Annotated in this window: 11 protein-coding genes; 3 read left to right on the top strand and 8 right to left on the bottom strand. The window is 69.9% G+C overall.

The annotated features are described in order from the left end of the window. Both ACIRA5_RS07345 and ACIRA5_RS07350 read left to right on the top strand, forming a co-directional pair. Positions 1–2819, top strand: a 2819-nt coding sequence (locus tag ACIRA5_RS07345; protein ID WP_403688248.1) for an ATP-binding protein, incomplete at its 5' end; no start/stop codon positions are given. A gap of 11 nt (positions 2820–2830) precedes the next feature. Then, complete coding sequence (locus ACIRA5_RS07350; protein ID WP_352046181.1) at positions 2831–3415, top strand: response regulator; 585 nt, start codon at positions 2831–2833, stop codon at positions 3413–3415. Positions 3416–3494: 79 nt separating this feature from the next. On the opposite strand, the gene ACIRA5_RS07355 is transcribed toward ACIRA5_RS07350, so the two are convergent. After that, positions 3495–5369 carry an AMP-dependent synthetase/ligase gene (locus tag ACIRA5_RS07355; RefSeq protein WP_403688251.1) on the bottom strand — a complete coding sequence of 625 codons (1875 nt, stop codon included), beginning with the start codon at positions 5367–5369 and terminating at the stop codon, positions 3495–3497. Positions 5370–5630: 261 nt separating this feature from the next. Then, entirely contained in the window at positions 5631–7499 is a 1869-nt protein-coding gene (gene lepA / locus ACIRA5_RS07360; protein ID WP_352046183.1) for a translation elongation factor 4, read from the bottom strand. Between the two features lie 224 nt (positions 7500–7723). Here lepA and rpsT point away from each other — a divergent pair, with 224 nt between their 5' ends. Then, a complete protein-coding gene (gene rpsT / locus ACIRA5_RS07365) occupies positions 7724–7990 on the top strand; it encodes a 30S ribosomal protein S20 (protein ID WP_054231951.1) in 267 nt (88 codons plus the stop codon). A gap of 453 nt (positions 7991–8443) precedes the next feature. On the opposite strand, the gene holA is transcribed toward rpsT, so the two are convergent. From holA to ACIRA5_RS07395, 6 genes are all read right to left on the bottom strand, one after another. Further along, the gene (gene holA / locus ACIRA5_RS07370) at positions 8444–9430 is read right to left on the bottom strand and encodes a DNA polymerase III subunit delta (RefSeq protein WP_403688254.1); all 987 of its coding nucleotides are present in this window, start codon (positions 9428–9430) and stop codon (positions 8444–8446) included. Between the two features lie 73 nt (positions 9431–9503). Then, positions 9504–9749: a hypothetical protein gene (locus ACIRA5_RS07375; protein ID WP_060901959.1), complete on the bottom strand. Its 246-nt coding sequence runs from the start codon at positions 9747–9749 to the stop codon at positions 9504–9506. A gap of 241 nt (positions 9750–9990) precedes the next feature. Then, positions 9991–10818 carry an arylamine N-acetyltransferase gene (locus ACIRA5_RS07380; RefSeq protein WP_403688256.1) on the bottom strand — a complete coding sequence of 276 codons (828 nt, stop codon included), beginning with the start codon at positions 10816–10818 and terminating at the stop codon, positions 9991–9993. 4 nt (positions 10819–10822) lie between these two features. After that, entirely contained in the window at positions 10823–13336 is a 2514-nt protein-coding gene (locus tag ACIRA5_RS07385; RefSeq protein ID WP_403688258.1) for a ComEC/Rec2 family competence protein, read from the bottom strand. Between the two features lie 161 nt (positions 13337–13497). Further along, positions 13498–14712, bottom strand: coding sequence for a helix-hairpin-helix domain-containing protein (locus tag ACIRA5_RS07390; protein WP_403688261.1), 1215 nt, complete (start codon positions 14710–14712; stop codon positions 13498–13500). A gap of 191 nt (positions 14713–14903) precedes the next feature. After that, complete coding sequence (locus tag ACIRA5_RS07395; RefSeq protein ID WP_352046187.1) at positions 14904–15749, bottom strand: DegV family protein; 846 nt, start codon at positions 15747–15749, stop codon at positions 14904–14906. Between the last annotated feature and the right edge of the window lie 11 nt (positions 15750–15760).

Genomic DNA, 15760 nt, shown 5'->3' on the forward strand with positions numbered 1-15760 from the left:
AGGTCGGCACCGAAGGCAACCTCGGAGGCCAGGCCCAGGTCAGGGGCGTATCCGGCGTCTGGAAGGACCTCACCGACAACGTCAACTTCATGGCCCTGAACCTGACCTCCCAGGTCCGCAACATCGCCCAGGTGACGACGGCTGTCGCCAACGGCGACCTGTCGAAGAAGATCACCGTCGACGCCCGCGGCGAGATCCTGGAGCTGAAGGACACCGTCAACACGATGGTGGAGCAGCTGCGGGCCTTCGCCGACGAGGTGACCCGGGTGGCCCGCGAGGTCGGCACCGACGGGCGGCTCGGCGGACGGGCCCAGGTTCTCGGCGTCTCCGGCGTCTGGCGGGATCTGACCGACAACGTCAACTACATGGCCGACAACCTGACTTCGCAGGTGCGGAACATCGCGCAGGTCGCGACGGCCGTGGCGCAGGGCGACCTGTCGAAGAAGATCGACGTGGACGCCCGCGGCGAGATCCTCGAACTGAAGACGACCATCAACACGATGGTCGACACGCTCTCCTCCTTCTCCTCCGAGGTGACCCGGGTGGCCCGCGAGGTGGGTTCGGAGGGCCAACTCGGCGGTCAGGCACGGGTCGAGGGCGTGTACGGCACCTGGAAGCGCCTCACGACCAACGTCAACGAACTCGCCTCCAACCTCACCACCCAGGTCCGCGCGATCGCCGAGGTGGCCTCCGCGGTGGCACAGGGCGACATGTCCCGCTCCATCACCGTGGAGACGCAGGGGGAGGTCGCCGAGCTGAAGGACAACATCAACCTGATGGTGGCCAACCTCCGCGAGACGACCCGCGCGAAGGACTGGCTGGAGTCGAACCTCGCCCGCCTGGCCGCGCTGATGCAGGGCCACCGCGATCTGATGGAGGTTGCCGACCTGATCCTGCGCGAGCTGACCCCGCTGGTGAACGCGCAGTACGGCGCCTTCTTCCTGGCCGACCCGGAGGAGGACGGGGCTTCCCTCCACACCGCCGTCCCCGCCAAGGGACTCGCCTTCATCGCCGGATACGGCTCGGCGCAGGGCGCCACGGTCGACACGGGCGGCATGCCGGTGCACGGCCTGGTCCGGCAGGCGGCCCGCGAGAAGAAGCGGATCCTCGTCGAGGAGGCCCCACCGGACTACATCAAGATCAACAGCGGTCTGGGGGAAGCCGCCCCCGCCAGCGTCGTCATCATCCCGATCCTCTTCGAGGACAAACTCCTCGGCGTGATCGAGCTGGCCTCCTTCTCCCGCTTCTCCGACGTCCATCTGGCCTTCTTCGACCAGTTCGTGAACACCATCGGCGTGGCCATCAACACGATCATCGCCAACTCCCGTACGGAGTCCCTGCTCGGCGAGTCCCAGCGCCTCGCCATCCAGCTCCAGGACCGCTCGGACGAACTTCAGTCGCAGCAGGCGGAGCTGCAACGCTCGAACGCCGAACTGGAGGAAAAGGCAGCGCTCCTGGCGACGAGCTCGCAGTACAAGTCAGAGTTCCTGGCGAACATGTCGCACGAGCTGCGGACCCCGCTGAACTCGCTGCTGATCCTGGCCCGGCTGCTGTCGGACAACCCGGACGGTCATCTCTCCGACCAGGAGGTGCAGTTCGCGACGACGATCCACCGCTCGGGATCGGACCTCCTCCAGCTCATCAACGACATCCTCGACCTGTCGAAGATCGAGGCGGGCCGTATGGACGTACGCCCGAAGAAGCTCCCCCTGATCAAACTCCTCGACTACGTCCACGCCACGTTCCGCCCGCTCACCCTCGACCGGGGTCTCGCCTTCGAGGTGAAGGTCGGGGAGGACGTACCGCGGGAGATGTACTCGGACGAGCAGCGGCTCCAGCAGATCCTGCGCAACCTGCTCTCCAACGCGATCAAGTTCACCGCGACCGGCCGGGTCGAACTGCGCGTCAACCGCCTCAAGGACCCCGACCACGCCTTCACCCGGGAGAACAGCGACGACGTGATCGCCTTCGCCGTCTCCGACACCGGCATCGGAATCGCCGCGGAGAAGCTCCCCGTGATCTTCGAGGCGTTCCAGCAGGCCGACGGCACCACCAACCGCAAGTACGGCGGCACCGGCCTCGGCCTGTCCATCAGCCGGGAGATCGCCGGACTGCTCGGCGGCCGCATCATCGCGGAGAGCGCCCCCGGCAAGGGCTCCACCTTCACGCTGTACGTCCCTGTCATCAGCCCCGGCCACACGGCGACCGGCGCCGCCCCGGAGGACCACCGGCCGCTCGTGCCCGAGCAGCTGTCCACCGAGCCGTACACCTCCCACGACACCGACGATTCCTGGCCCACCCCCACCAAGCTGGAGGCGTGGAAGGCCGGCCGGGCGGGTCAGGTCCTGCCGGGGCGACGGGTGCTGATCGTGGACGACGACATCCGCAACGTCTTCGCGCTCACCCATGTCCTGGGCCGCGTCGGCATGCCCGTCCTGTACGCGGAGAACGGCCGCGAGGGCATCGAGACCCTGGAGCGCAACCCCGACGTGGAACTCATCCTGATGGACATCATGATGCCGGAGATGGACGGCTACGAGACGATCTCCGCCATCCGCCGCACCCCCCGCTGGACGGGCCTGCCGATCGTCGCCCTCACCGCGAAGGCGATGCCGGGAGACCGTGAGAAATCCATCGTGCGCGGTGCCAACGACTACGTACCCAAGCCGGTGGACGTCGATCAGCTGCTCACGGTCGTCAGCGCCCTCCTCGACCCGGAGAACGCGCGCGACACGGAGCAGGACGACTCCGAAGAATCCGTTGTTCCGGGGCCGAGCACATCGTCCGAGGAGGCCGCCGCCCCGCCGACGACCGAATGAGGACAGTCACCATGAGCGCTGAGGAAACGACCTACGAGCGCGCCAGCATCCTCCTGGTCGACGACATGGAGGACAACCTGATCGCGCTGGAGGCCGTCCTGGGGTCCCTCAACGAGCCGCTCGTACGTGCGCGTTCGGGCGAGGAGGCGATGAAGGCGCTGCTCAGGCAACGCTTCGCCGTCGTCCTCCTCGACATCCGCATGCCCGGCATGGACGGCTTCGAGACAGCCGCCAACATCAAGCGGCTCGACCAGACCAAGGACGTCCCGATCATCTTCCTGACCGGCACCGACGCCGACGCGGGCTACGCCTTCCGCGGCTACGCCACCGGCGCCGCCGACTACCTGACCAAGCCTTTCGACCCCTGGGTCCTGCGCGCCAAGGTCACGGTCTTCCTGGACCTCCACCGCAAGAACCAGCAGCTGGAACGCCTGCTGACCCAGGAACACACCCACGCGGCCCAGATCAGCACACGGCTTGCGGCCCTGGAGAAGCGCTTGTCGTCCGAAGACCCCCCGGACCTTTCCGACCTACGGAGGCAGGTCCGAGAACTGCAGAGTCTGGTAGCGGGGCTGAGCGGCAACCGCGTCCTTTAGGGGCGCGAGGCTGTGACGTCTGCGGCTCCGCCGCGTGGGCGCGCCCAGCCCCCACCGACCCGCAGGCCGAAAGGCAACCTCACGCCTCCCGGCTACCGGCGTACATCTCCTCGATGAGCCCCTTGTACTCCCGCTCCACAACCGGCCGCTTCAACTTCAGACTCGGCGTGATCTCCCCGTGCTCCACATCGAGATCCCGCGGCAGCAACCGGAACTTCTTGATGGTCTGCCACCGCTGGAGCCCCTCGTTGAGTTCCTTGACGTACCCCTCGACGAGGGCGACCGTGGCGGGCGCCGCGACGACATCGGCGTACGACTTGCCCTCCAGCCCGTTCTCCTTCGCCCACTCCAGGATGGACGGTTCGTCCAGGGCGATCAGGGCGGTGCAGAAGTTCCGGTCGGCGCCGTGCACGAGGATGTTGGAGACGTACGGGCAGACGGCCTTGAACTGGCCCTCGACCTCGGCGGGCGCGATGTACTTGCCGCCCGAGGTCTTGATGAGGTCCTTCTTGCGGTCAGTGATCCGGAGGTACCCGTCGGGCGACAGCTCTCCGATGTCGCCGGTGTGGAACCAGCCGTCGGATTCGAGGACCTCGGCGGTCTTCTCCGGCAGCCCGTGGTAGCCCTCCATGATGCCGGGGCTGCGCAGCAGGATCTCGCCGTCGTCCGCGATGCGCACCTCCGTGCCGGGCAGCGGCTTGCCGACCGTGCCGGTGCGGTACGCCTCGCCGGGGTTCACGAAGGAGGCGGCGGAGGACTCCGTGAGGCCGTACCCCTCGAGGATGTGGATGCCGGCACCCGCGAAGAAGTAGCCGATCTCGGGGGCGAGCGCGGCGGAGCCGGAGACGCAGGCGCGCAGCCGGCCGCCGAATGCCTCGCGGATCTTGGCGAAGACGAGCGCGTCCGCGACCTTGTGCTTGGCGCCCAGCCCGAAGGGCACGGAGGCGGTGCCGGTGCGGCGGAAGTTGTCCTGGCTGGCCTTCGCGTACTCGCGGGAGACCTCGGCGGCCCACTGGAAGATCTTGTACTTGGCGCCGCCGCCGGCCCGTGCCTTGGCCGCGACCCCGTTGTAGACCTTCTCGAAGATGCGCGGGACGGCCGCCATGTACGTCGGCTGCACGATCGGCAGATTCTCGATGATCTTGTCGACCCGGCCGTCGACGGCGGTGACGTGCCCGACCTCGATCTGGCCGGAGGTGAGCACCTTGCCGAAGACGTGGGCGAGCGGCAGCCACAGGTACTGCACGTCGTCGGGGCCCAGCAGCCCGGTCGAGGCGATGGCCTTCGCCATGTACGACCAGTTGTCGTGCGGGAGGCGCACGCCCTTGGGACGGCCGGTGGTACCGGAGGTGTAGATGAGGGTGGCGAGCTGGTCGGCGGTGATCGCGCCGACGCGCTCCTGGATCAGCTCGGGGTTCTTCTCCAGGTACGCGGCACCGCGCGTCTCCAGTTCGGCGAGGGTGAGCACCCCGTCGCCGGTCTCGACGCCCGCCTGGTCGATGACGACGATGTGGCCGAGTGCGGGCAGCTCGGCGCGCTTCTCCCGGGCCTTGGCGAGCTGGGCCGCGTTCTCCGCGACCAGGACCTTGCTGTCGGAGTCGGAGAGGATGAACGCCGACTCCTCGGCGTTCGTCTGCGGGTAGATCGTCGTCGTGGCCGCGCCCGCGCACAGGATGCCGAGGTCGGCGAGGATCCACTCGACCCGGGTGGAGGAGGCGAGCGCGACGCGCTGCTCCGGCTGTACGCCCAGTTCGATCAGTCCGGCCGCGATGGCGTAGACCCGCTCAGCGGCCTGCGCCCAGCTCAGCGACTTCCATTCGTCCGGGCCCTCACCTGAGGCAGGGGGGACCGGGTAGCGGTAGGCCTCGGCGTCGGGCGTGGCTGCCACGCGCTCCAGGAAGAGGGCCGCCACGGACGGCGGACGGTTCTCGATCAGGGTCTGTGTGTCGCTCACGACATCCTCCGGGGCCCGCGACAGTGCGTGCGTCTGGCTCGACCGACTGCTGACTGTTGCTGTGCGGCTGGCTGGTTCGGCTGTTGTTTAACTCGCGAGTAACCATCGAGCAGAGATCAGAGTAAGGCGCGTCCGGCCAGTGCGTAAGGGGCGGCGGCCTGTCACTTCCTACAGAGAGCGACCCTACGCACGCGTACGGGCTCGCCACGCCGAAGCGCGACGAGCCCGCATTGTGCCCGAGTTTCCGGGGGTAACAGGTGGCTACTTCTTGCCCTTCGCCGAACCGCCGCTGTCGTCGCTGGACAGCACCGCGATGAAGGCCTCTTGCGGAACCTCCACAGAGCCCACCATCTTCATCCGCTTCTTGCCTTCCTTCTGCTTCTCCAGCAGCTTCCGCTTACGGGAGATGTCACCGCCGTAGCACTTGGCGAGGACGTCCTTGCGGATGGCGCGGATGGTCTCGCGCGCGATGACGCGCGACCCGATGGCGGCCTGGATGGGCACCTCGAAGGCCTGCCTCGGGATCAGCTCACGCAGCTTCGCGACGAGCCGCACACCGTACGCGTACGCCGCGTCCTTGTGGGTGATCGCCGAGAAGGCGTCCACCTTGTCGCCGTGCAGCAGGATGTCGACCTTGACCAGGCTGGAGGTCTGCTCGCCGGTGGGCTCGTAGTCGAGCGAGGCGTAACCCCGGGTCTTCGACTTCAGCTGGTCGAAGAAGTCGAAGACGATCTCGGCGAGCGGCAGCGTGTACCGGATCTCGACCCGGTCCTCGGACAGGTAGTCCATGCCGAGCAGGGTGCCGCGCCGGGTCTGGCACAGCTCCATGATCGAGCCGATGAACTCGGAGGGCGCAAGGATCGTGGCCCGCACGACGGGCTCGTACACCTCGTCGATCTTGCCCTCGGGGAACTCGCTCGGGTTGGTGACGATGTGCTCGCTGCGGTCCTCCATGACGACCCGGTAGACCACGTTCGGCGCGGTCGCGATCAGGTCGAGCCCGAACTCACGCTCGAGCCGCTCACGGATCACGTCGAGGTGCAGCAGCCCGAGGAAACCGACGCGGAAACCGAAGCCGAGCGCGGCGGAGGTCTCCGGCTCGTAGACGAGCGCGGCGTCGTTGAGCTGCAGCTTGTCGAGGGCGTCGCGCAGCTCGGGGTAGTCGGACCCGTCCAGCGGATAGAGCCCCGAGAAGACCATGGGCTTGGGGTCCTTGTACCCGCCGAGCGCCTCGGTCGCGCCCTTGTGCAGGGTGGTGATGGTGTCACCGACCTTGGACTGCCGGACGTCCTTCACGCCGGTGATGAGATAGCCCACCTCACCGACACCCAGCCCGTCCGCGGGCAGCATCTCGGGCGAATTGGTCCCGATCTCCAGAAGCTCGTGCGTAGCCCCCGTGGACATCATCCGGATCCGCTCACGCTTGTTGAGCTGTCCGTCGATGACTCGTACGTACGTCACGACGCCCCGGTAGGAGTCGTACACGGAGTCGAAGATCATGGCGCGCGCGGGCGCGTCCTGGACACCGACCGGAGCCGGGATCTCGGCCACGACCTTGTCCAGCAGCGCCTCGACACCGACACCGGTCTTGGCGGAGACCTTCAGTACGTCCTCGGGGTCGCAGCCGATGAGGTTGGCGAGCTCCTCGGAGAACTTCTCCGGCTGGGCGGCCGGCAGGTCGATCTTGTTGAGTACGGGGATGATCTTGAGGTCGTTCTCCATCGCCAGGTAGAGATTGGCGAGGGTCTGCGCCTCGATGCCCTGGGCGGCGTCGACGAGGAGGACGGTCCCCTCGCAGGCGGCCAGCGACCGGGACACCTCGTACGTGAAGTCCACGTGCCCGGGGGTGTCGATCATGTTGAGGATGTGGGTGTTGCCCGGATCCTCCGTCGGGGCCCAGGGCAGCCGGACCGCCTGGGACTTGATCGTGATGCCGCGCTCGCGCTCGATGTCCATGCGGTCGAGGTACTGAGCACGCATCTGCCGCTGCTCGACCACCCCGGTCAGCTGGAGCATGCGGTCGGCGAGCGTGGACTTGCCGTGGTCGATGTGCGCGATGATGCAGAAATTGCGGATCAGAGCCGGGGCGGTACGGCTCGGCTCGGGCACATTGTTAGGGGTCGCGGGCACGCAGGGTCCTGTCTCTTGAGGCGCCTGTCGCCTCGGGTCGGATCGATACGTAGGCTCCATGGTCCCACGGGTGGGGAGCTGCGACCGGTTTGGGCCGGTCGCGCGGCTACTGGTAGCCTGGGTGGCTGTGTCTCGTGCCCTCTCTGCAGGAGGCACACCCCAAGGAAATCAAACGGCGAGCGAGACGTGCTGTCTCGCGCGCCTGAACCTGTAAAGGCTCATTCGTGGCGAACATCAAGTCCCAGATCAAGCGGATCAAGACCAACGAGAAGGCTCGGCTGCGCAACAAGTCGGTCAAGTCCTCCCTGAAGACCGCGATCCGCAAGGCCCGCGAGGCTGCTGCCGCGGGTGACGTCGAGAAGGCCACCGAGTACACGCGCGCTGCGTCGCGCCAGCTCGACAAGGCCGTCTCGAAGGGCGTCATCCACAAGAACCAGGCCGCCAACAAGAAGTCGGCGCTTGCTTCGAAGGTCTCTTCCCTCAAGGGCTGAGTCGGCTGGGCCCTATCGGGCTCAACCCCTGACTTGACCGCCGGAAAGGACCCAGCGGGCCCTCTCTTCCGCTCCTGACCGGCACCCCCGGACCCACGCGCGGCCTGCGTTCGCCACGCGGGCGTGGATCCACCATCGTGATCCGAAGGCCCCGTTCCCCTCCTTCCCCAGGAGACGGACGGGGCCTTCGGCGCAGGGCGAGCGTCCTGTCAGGGCTGCGGACGGGTAAGCGGAGAGGGAATCGAGGCGAAGCCTCGCCCCGGGGGCGCGGGGAACTGCGCGAGCGCCCCCACCCACCCACAGCCAACGAACCCCACCCGGGGTCTGAGGGCGGAGCCCCCAGGTACGGGATGGGACAGGCAGGGGCGGCGAGGGCGAAGAACCCAGGCTCAGCCCCGCCGAGAACTAGCTCAGCCGGAAACCAGCCCCGCCGAGAACTGGCTCAGCCGGGAACTAGCCCCGCCGAGACCGAGCCGCCCGAGCAATCGCCACGACCGCCTTCTCCAGCGCGTACTCGGGATCATCTCCCCCGCCCTTGACCCCGGCATCGGCATCGGCGACCGCCCGCAGGGCAACCGCGACCCCGTCCGGCGTCCACCCCCGCATCTGCTGCCGCACCCGATCGATCTTCCACGGCGGCATCCCCAACTCACGGGCAAGATCGGCCGGCCGGCCCCCTCGCGCGGAGGACAGCTTCCCGATCGCCCGCACCCCCTGAGCCAGCGCGCTGGTGATCAGGACGGGCGCGACCCCGGTCGACAAAGACCACCGCAACGCCTCCAACGCCTCCGCGGCCCGTCCCTCCACGGCCCGGTCTGCCACGGTGAAGCTCGACGCCTCGGCCCGCCCGGTGTAGTACCGCCCGACGATGGCCTCGTCGATCGTCCCCTCGACATCCGCGGTCAGCTGCGACACCGCGGACGCCAGCTCCCGCAGATCACTCCCGATCGAGTCGACCAGCGCCTGGCACGCCTCGGGCGTAGCCGATCTCCCGAGCGCCCGGAACTCGCCGCGCACGAAGCCCAGCCGGTCCGCGGGCTTCGTCATCTTGGGGCACGCCACCTCCCGCGCCCCCACCTTGCGCGCGGCGTCGAGGAGCCCCTTGCCCTTGGCCCCACCGGCGTGCAGCAGCACGAGGGTGATCTCCTCGGCCGGCGCGTCCAGGTACGCCTTCACGTCCTTGACCGTGTCGGCCGACAGATCCTGCGCATTGCGCACGACCACGACCTTGCGCTCGGAGAAGAGCGAGGGACTCGTGAGCTCGGCCAGCGTGCCGGGCTGCAGCTGGTCCGGAGTGAGGTCCCGTACGTCCGTGTCGGCGTCGGCGGCCCTGGCGGCGGCCACCACCTCCTGCACGGCACGGTCGAGCAGGAGGTCCTCCTGGCCCACGGCAAGTGTGACGGGGGCGAGAGGGTCGTCTTGAGCGGTCTTCTTGGCCATCACCGAAAGCATCCCACGCGCCACTGACAACGCGTCCCGCACGGGAACCCGCGCGCCCGGCCCCGGCTGAGCGCTACGGCTCCTCGCGCCAGCCGTCCCACTCCCCCGCGAACTCGTCCAGCTCCTTCGAATCGAGCCGCTCCCCGGGATCCGTCAGGACCAGTAGCCACTGCGCGTCCTCGGCATCGTCCTCACCGGCCAGCGCGTCCCTGACGAGCTGCGGCTCCTCGTCGAGCCCGAACCGGTCACCGATCACCTCCGCCGCCTCTTCCGCTGCATCGCGGTCGGGCAGCACCAGCACATGTCTCACATCGCTCACGAGAACATTTTCCGCCACGCCGCACACGACCGACGCCGGGGTCGCTCTCCTGATCAATCCGCAGTCCGATGTGCCGCACGGTGAAACCGATCAACGAACTCACGACCCCATCGCAGGAATCCGGCACATGCACTGGGACCACGCACGCACTGGGACCACGCGCGTATCGCGTACGGGGACCCACGCACAGGCAACCCCATGTGACCGCTCCGCCCCCGACCGCTCCACCGGCACGCAGGAATCAGCCCTTCCGCACCTCCGGCACCCGGTCCAGCTCGATCCCGAAGCGCTCCCGGTAGAGCGCCAGCACCTCCTCGTCCGTTGCCAGTTCCCACACCTCCTTCGTCCCGTCCGGCGCCGTCGCCGTCAGCTTCCGACCGCTGAGCGTGATCCGCCCTCCGTCCTCCGTCACCCGCGAACAGACCAGCGACCGCGTGAAATGCGACTTCGGCGAAGTGCTGTTCCACCAGGCTCCGGCGGCGAAGTCCCCCAGCACCCGCGGCCGCACCTCCAGGCGGTACTGCGGGCCGCCGTCCCGGATGACGTCCAGGTCCTCGGCCTCCCGCCGCCCGCCGACGCCCCGCACGCCCGCCGCGTCCGGACCCGCCTCGAGCACCCTGAACGTGCCCCCCGGGTCCACCTGTTCGGTCCGCGCCCCGAAAGCCAGCGGATAGTGACTGTGCGCCCCGAACCCGACGTCCGCCAGCCAGTCGCCCCCGTCCACCGTCCGCACCCGCAACGCGAGATGGTCGTACGGGATCCCGAGCCGCCCCTCCTCCCCGTACACCCGCCCCGCGAGCAGCGTGACGTCGAAGCCCAGCGCCCCGAGCAACGCCCCGAACGCCCCGTTCAGTTCATAGCAGAAGCCGCCCCGGCGCGCGCCCACCACCTTGTCCAGCAGTCGCTTCTCCTCCAGCACGATCTCCTCACCCAGATGGATCGACAGGTTCTCGAACGGCACCGCCTTCAGATGGCGCAGGTGCAGGTCACGCAGCACGCCTGACGTGGGCCACGCGGGGTGATGGGCGCCGATCCGGCGGAGGTAGGCATCGGCCTGTGCGGAATTCATGCCCTCAGTCTCTCGCCACGCTCAGCCCTCCGCCCCCACCGACGACGGCCAGCGCCCCGTCCTTGTCCGTCCGCAGCACCACGGCACCCCCGGCACGCAGCGCCGCGACCGTGCTGGGCGCGGGATGCCCGTACGGGTTGTCCCTGCCGCACGAGATCAAGGCCAGCCGCGGGGCCACCCTCCGTATGAGCTCCGGGTCCTGGTAGGCCGAGCCGTGGTGGGCGACCTTGAGCACGTCCACGGCCACAAGCTCCCCGGCCGCCGGCGATCGCAGCAGCGCCTGCTGCGCCGGCGGTTCGAGGTCGCCGAGCAACAGCAGCCGCAACCCCGCCGACCGTACGACGAGGGCAACGCTGGCGTCGTTCGGCCCGTCCGGGGTGGGCGCCGGGCTCGGTGGCGGCCACAGCACCTGCCAGTCGAGACTGCCGATGCGCCGCCGTTCACCCGCCACGGCCGACGTCACCGAGATGTGGCGAGCGGCCGCCTCCCTCCGTACGAACTCGGCCTGGTCGGGCGGCTCCGCGAAGCCCGTCGTCTCGATCGCCCCCACCGCACGCCCGCGCAGCACCCCCGGCAGCCCCGCCACATGGTCGGCGTGGAAGTGCGTCAGCACGACGAGCGGGATCCGGGTGATGCCGAGCGTGCTCAGACAGTGGTCGACCAGCGCCGGATCGGGGCCCGCGTCCACCACCACCGCGGTGCCTTCGCCAGCCGCGAGCACCGTCGCGTCGCCCTGTCCCACGTCGCACATCGCGAACCGCCAGCCGGGCGGCGGCCATCCCGTGATCACTCTGGTGAGCGGCGCCGGCTGCACCACGACCAGCAGGAACACCACGACACATGCGCCGCTCAGCCAAGGATGTTTCAGGAGCCGTCGGCCGGCGAGCACGACGACCGCCGTGACCACGGCGAGCAGCAGCGCCCCCGGCCAGCTCGCGGGCCAGTCCACTCCCCCGCCGGGCAGCGCGGCTCCGGTCCGTGCGATGTCGGCGATCCACCGGCCCGGCCAACTCGCGCACCACGCGAGCCCCTTGGCCACGGGCAGCACCACCGGTGCCGTCGCCAGCGTCGCGAACCCCAGCACCGTGGCCGGCGCGACGGCGAACTCCGCGAGCAGATTGCACGGCACCGCCACCAGGCTCACCCGGGCCGACAGAACCGCGACGACCGGCGCGCACAGGGCCTGTGCGGCGCCCGCGGCGGCCAGTGCCTCGGCCAGGCGCGGCGGCATCCGGCGACTCTGGAGCGCCGCACTCCACCGCGGGGCGAGCGTGAGCAGGGCGCCGGTCGCCAGCACGGAGAGCAGGAAGCCGTAACTCCGCGACAGCCAGGGGTCGTACAGCACCAGCAGCAGTACGGCCGTGGCCAGCGCTGGGATCAGCGACCTGCGGCGGCCGGTCGCGAGGGCGAGCAGCGCGATCGATCCGCAGGCGGCGGCCCGCAGCACGCTCGGGTCCGGCCGGCACACGATCACGAAGCCGAGCGTGACCGCGCCACCGAGCAGGGCGGTCGCCCGCAGCGGGATACCGAGCCGCGGTGCGAGACCACGCCGCTCGGCGCGCTGGGCGAGGCCTGGTGGTCCGACGAACAGGGCGAGCAAGATCGTGAAGTTGCCGCCGCTGACCGCCAGCAGGTGTGTGAGATCCGTCGCCTTGAACGCCTCGTCCAGCTCCGGCGTGACCCGTGAGGTGTCCCCCACGACCAGCCCCGGCAGCAGCGCCCGCGCGTCCGCCTCCAGATCGTCGGTCGCCTGCCGCAGGCCCTCGCGCAACCTGCCGGCGAACCGCTGCGGCCCGGACGGCTGCCCCACCACCTCCGGCGGCCCGCTCCCCCGCACGCGCAGCACGGCCGCGATCCGGTCCCCGCCCGACAGCGCGGGGGCGAGCCGCGCGGCCACCCGCAACCGTGTGGACGGCAGCAGTGACAGCCAGGGCGAGCGCCCGCCGGGTAGCCGGGGCGAGCCCCTCGGCGAACTCGCGTCGACGATCACCAGCACCGGCGTACGTGTCGCCACCACGGCCCCGTCGCCGCCCGCCCGCGTCACCCGTCGTACCTCCGCGTCGAGCAGCACAGCCGTGGGAGCCGCGTGATCCCCCTTGATCCGAGGCCGGGTGAGCCGTGGGTCGGAGGTGATCTCCACCTCGGCGGTCACATGGGCGTACTGCCGTGCCAGGGCCGGGATCGGGCCGCGGCGTGCATCCGCCCCGTGCAGCCCCGCAGAGGCGGCGGCCGCCGCGACACAGAGCAGCGAGGCGGCGACGGAGACCCGCGGCCACGCACGAGATGGCCGTGCGCCGTACTGCGCCACTCTGTGCGCCTTGGTCCGCCCCAACGCCAACAACGCGCCGGCCAGGACCAGGCAGCCCACCACCAAGGCCGTGACCCGTCCGGGCGGTGCGCCCACGGTCACCGCCGCCGTCACCCAGACCGCGAGCGCGGGCGGCACGAGCCGCAGATCCGTCGGCCCTTCCTCCCGGGGGTGCGCGGTACCGAGCCGCTTTCCCGAGGCGGCGTGCACGGCTCGGCGGCTCCGGGAGTGCCGGGTGCTCCGCGTGGCATCCGTCGGCGCGAAGGCCGCGTGGGGTGAAGGAGGCGGAAGAGGTGGCGGAGATGAAGGAAGCGAAGGAAGCGAAGGGGGCGAAGAGGTCGCGGAAGCCGCCGAGGGCCCGGTGGGCCCGCTCACGGCCGTACGAGTTTCTGCAGATCGGAGAACCGGCGGTCGCCGATGCCATTGACCTCACGGAGCTCGTCGACCGAACGGAAACCGCCGTGTTGGGTGCGGTAGTCGATGATGTGCTGGGCGAGAACGGGACCGACCCCCGGCAGGGTGTCGAGCTGGTCCACGGTGGCCGTGTTGAGGGAGACGGGAGCCGAAGGAGCCGCTCCTGAAACGGATCCGCCGATCCCCGTGGCACTGGAGCCGCCACCCATGCCCGGTCCAGTCACGGCGACGGGGACGCCCACCAGGACCTGTTCGCCGTCCACCAGGAGGCGGGCCCGGTTGAGCCCCTGAGTGTTCGCACCCGGTCGCACCCCACCCGCGGCCCGCAACGCGTCCTCGACCCGCGAGCCGGCCGGCAGTCGTTGCAGCCCGGGACTGTGCACCTTGCCGCCGACGTCCACCACGATCACGGTCCCCGTCGAACCGGTCGAACCGGCCGGGCTCGGCGGCGCCCCGGCCGCGCCTCCCGGCTCCGCCGACTTCTGCTCCATCGCGCCGCTCCGCCCGCCGTACGGCGCCACTGCCCGCACGACCTCGGGAGCCCGCACCGACTGCGTCCGGCCACCCCAGAACTGCTGCACGGCAAAGACCACGGCGACAACGAGCAGCACACCGAGTGCGGTCACACTCCTGCGCTCCAGACCGCACCTCGACTGCAGCCACAGCGGCATCCGCTCCCGCACGGCAAGCCCGGCCCGCTCTCGCCATGCCGCCGTTGCCCCAGGCACGGGAGCGCCATGCTCGGCATGGTCGCTCGCACTCGCACTCGTACCTGAGCTTGGGCTCGGTTCGTCATGGTCCAGGACCTCGGTGGGCGAAGAGCCGCCACTTCCCCGAACGACGGCGACCCCGACCCCTGCCGAGGTGCTCCCCCTTGGGCCTCCGACATCCCGGTCCACGCCCGGCGGTCCGTCCCCCAACTCCCCTCGTGTGCCGGGCCTTTCGGAGAAGAGTGCCTGCGCGCGCAGACGGAGCGCCTCGGCCGAGGCATCGCGGCGTCGGGCGCGGGCGCCTGTATCCGTACCTGTACGTGTACCTGCGTCTGTACCTACACCTGTGCCTGCGCGGCTTGGCGAGCGATGGCGGCGATGGCGGGTGCGGCCGTCGGAGACGGGGCCGCGGCCCGGGCCGCTGGTCGGTGTGGCGGTGCGTGAGCGTGATCGAAGTGCCATGCGTCGAGGATCGGGCAACTCACGACCCTCGCGATGATCTTGCTCAAATCCCGGGGAAAACCACCCAGTTGTGGATAACTCCGTCACCCACATGAGTCACATCAGGCCCAGCAGACGCAGCGCACGCAGCACACGCAGCAGTCCCACCAGACGCAGGTGCTCCCACCCCGCCGCCACCGGATTCCTCAGCCTCATCGAGGCGAGACGACCGCTCCCAGCAGCCCGGGGCCCGTGTGCGCGCCGATCACCGCACCGACCTCGCTCACATGCAGATCGACCACGCCCGGCACCCTCGCCCGCAATCGGTCCGCGAGAGCGGACGCCCGCTCGGGGGCGGCGAGGTGGTGGACGGCGATGTCGACCTGGGCACTGCCCGCGCGTTCGGCCACGATCTCCTCGAGCCGGGCGATCGCCTTGGACGCCGTCCGTACCTTCTCCAGGAGTTCGATCCGCCCTCCGTCGAGCTGGAGCAGCGGCTTCACCGCGAGCGCAGAGCCCAACAGCGCCTGCGCGGCGCCGATCCGGCCGCCACGGCGCAGATAGTCGAGTGTGTCGACGTAGAAGTACGCGTAGGTGCCGGCGGCCCGCTTCTCCGCGGCCGTGACCGCCTCGTCGGCGGAGCCCCCCGCCTCCGCGGACTCGGCCGCGGCCAGTGCACAGAACCCGAGGGCCATCGCGACCATCCCGGTGTCCACCACTCGCACGGGGACCGGAGCCTCACGGGCCGCGAGGACGGCGGCGTCGTAGGTGCCGGAGAACTCGGCGGACAGGTGGAGCGAGACGATGTCGGTCGCGCCCGACTCGGCGACCTTGCGGTAGGCCGCGGCGAAAACCTCGGGGCTGGGGCGGGACGTGGTGACGGAGCGCCGCTTCTGAAGTGCCTGCGCCAGGGAGCGGGCCGAGATCTCGGTGCCCTCTTCGAGCGCCTGATCACCGAGGACCACGGTCAGGGGCACCGCGGTGATGCCGTGGCGCTCCATCGTCCGGGGCGGCAAGTAGGCCGTGGAATCGGTGACGATCGCGACATGGCGGGACATGAGCTGGAGGT

The sequence above is a fragment of the Streptomyces sp. NPDC096311 genome (genome assembly GCF_044763085.1).
Classification (GTDB): Bacteria; Actinomycetota; Actinomycetes; order Streptomycetales; family Streptomycetaceae; genus Streptomyces.

Coding starts and splice junctions, on each gene's coding strand:
- ACIRA5_RS07395 (WP_352046187.1), bottom strand. CDS start 15,749: ATGTCCCGCCATGTCGCGATCGTCACCGATTCCACGGCCTACTTGCCG.
- ACIRA5_RS07350 (WP_352046181.1), top strand. CDS start 2,831: ATGAGCGCTGAGGAAACGACCTACGAGCGCGCCAGCATCCTCCTGGTC.
- ACIRA5_RS07380 (WP_403688256.1), bottom strand. CDS start 10,818: ATGAATTCCGCACAGGCCGATGCCTACCTCCGCCGGATCGGCGCCCAT.
- ACIRA5_RS07390 (WP_403688261.1), bottom strand. CDS start 14,712: ATGGCACTTCGATCACGCTCACGCACCGCCACACCGACCAGCGGCCCG.
- holA (WP_403688254.1), bottom strand. CDS start 9,430: ATGGCCAAGAAGACCGCTCAAGACGACCCTCTCGCCCCCGTCACACTT.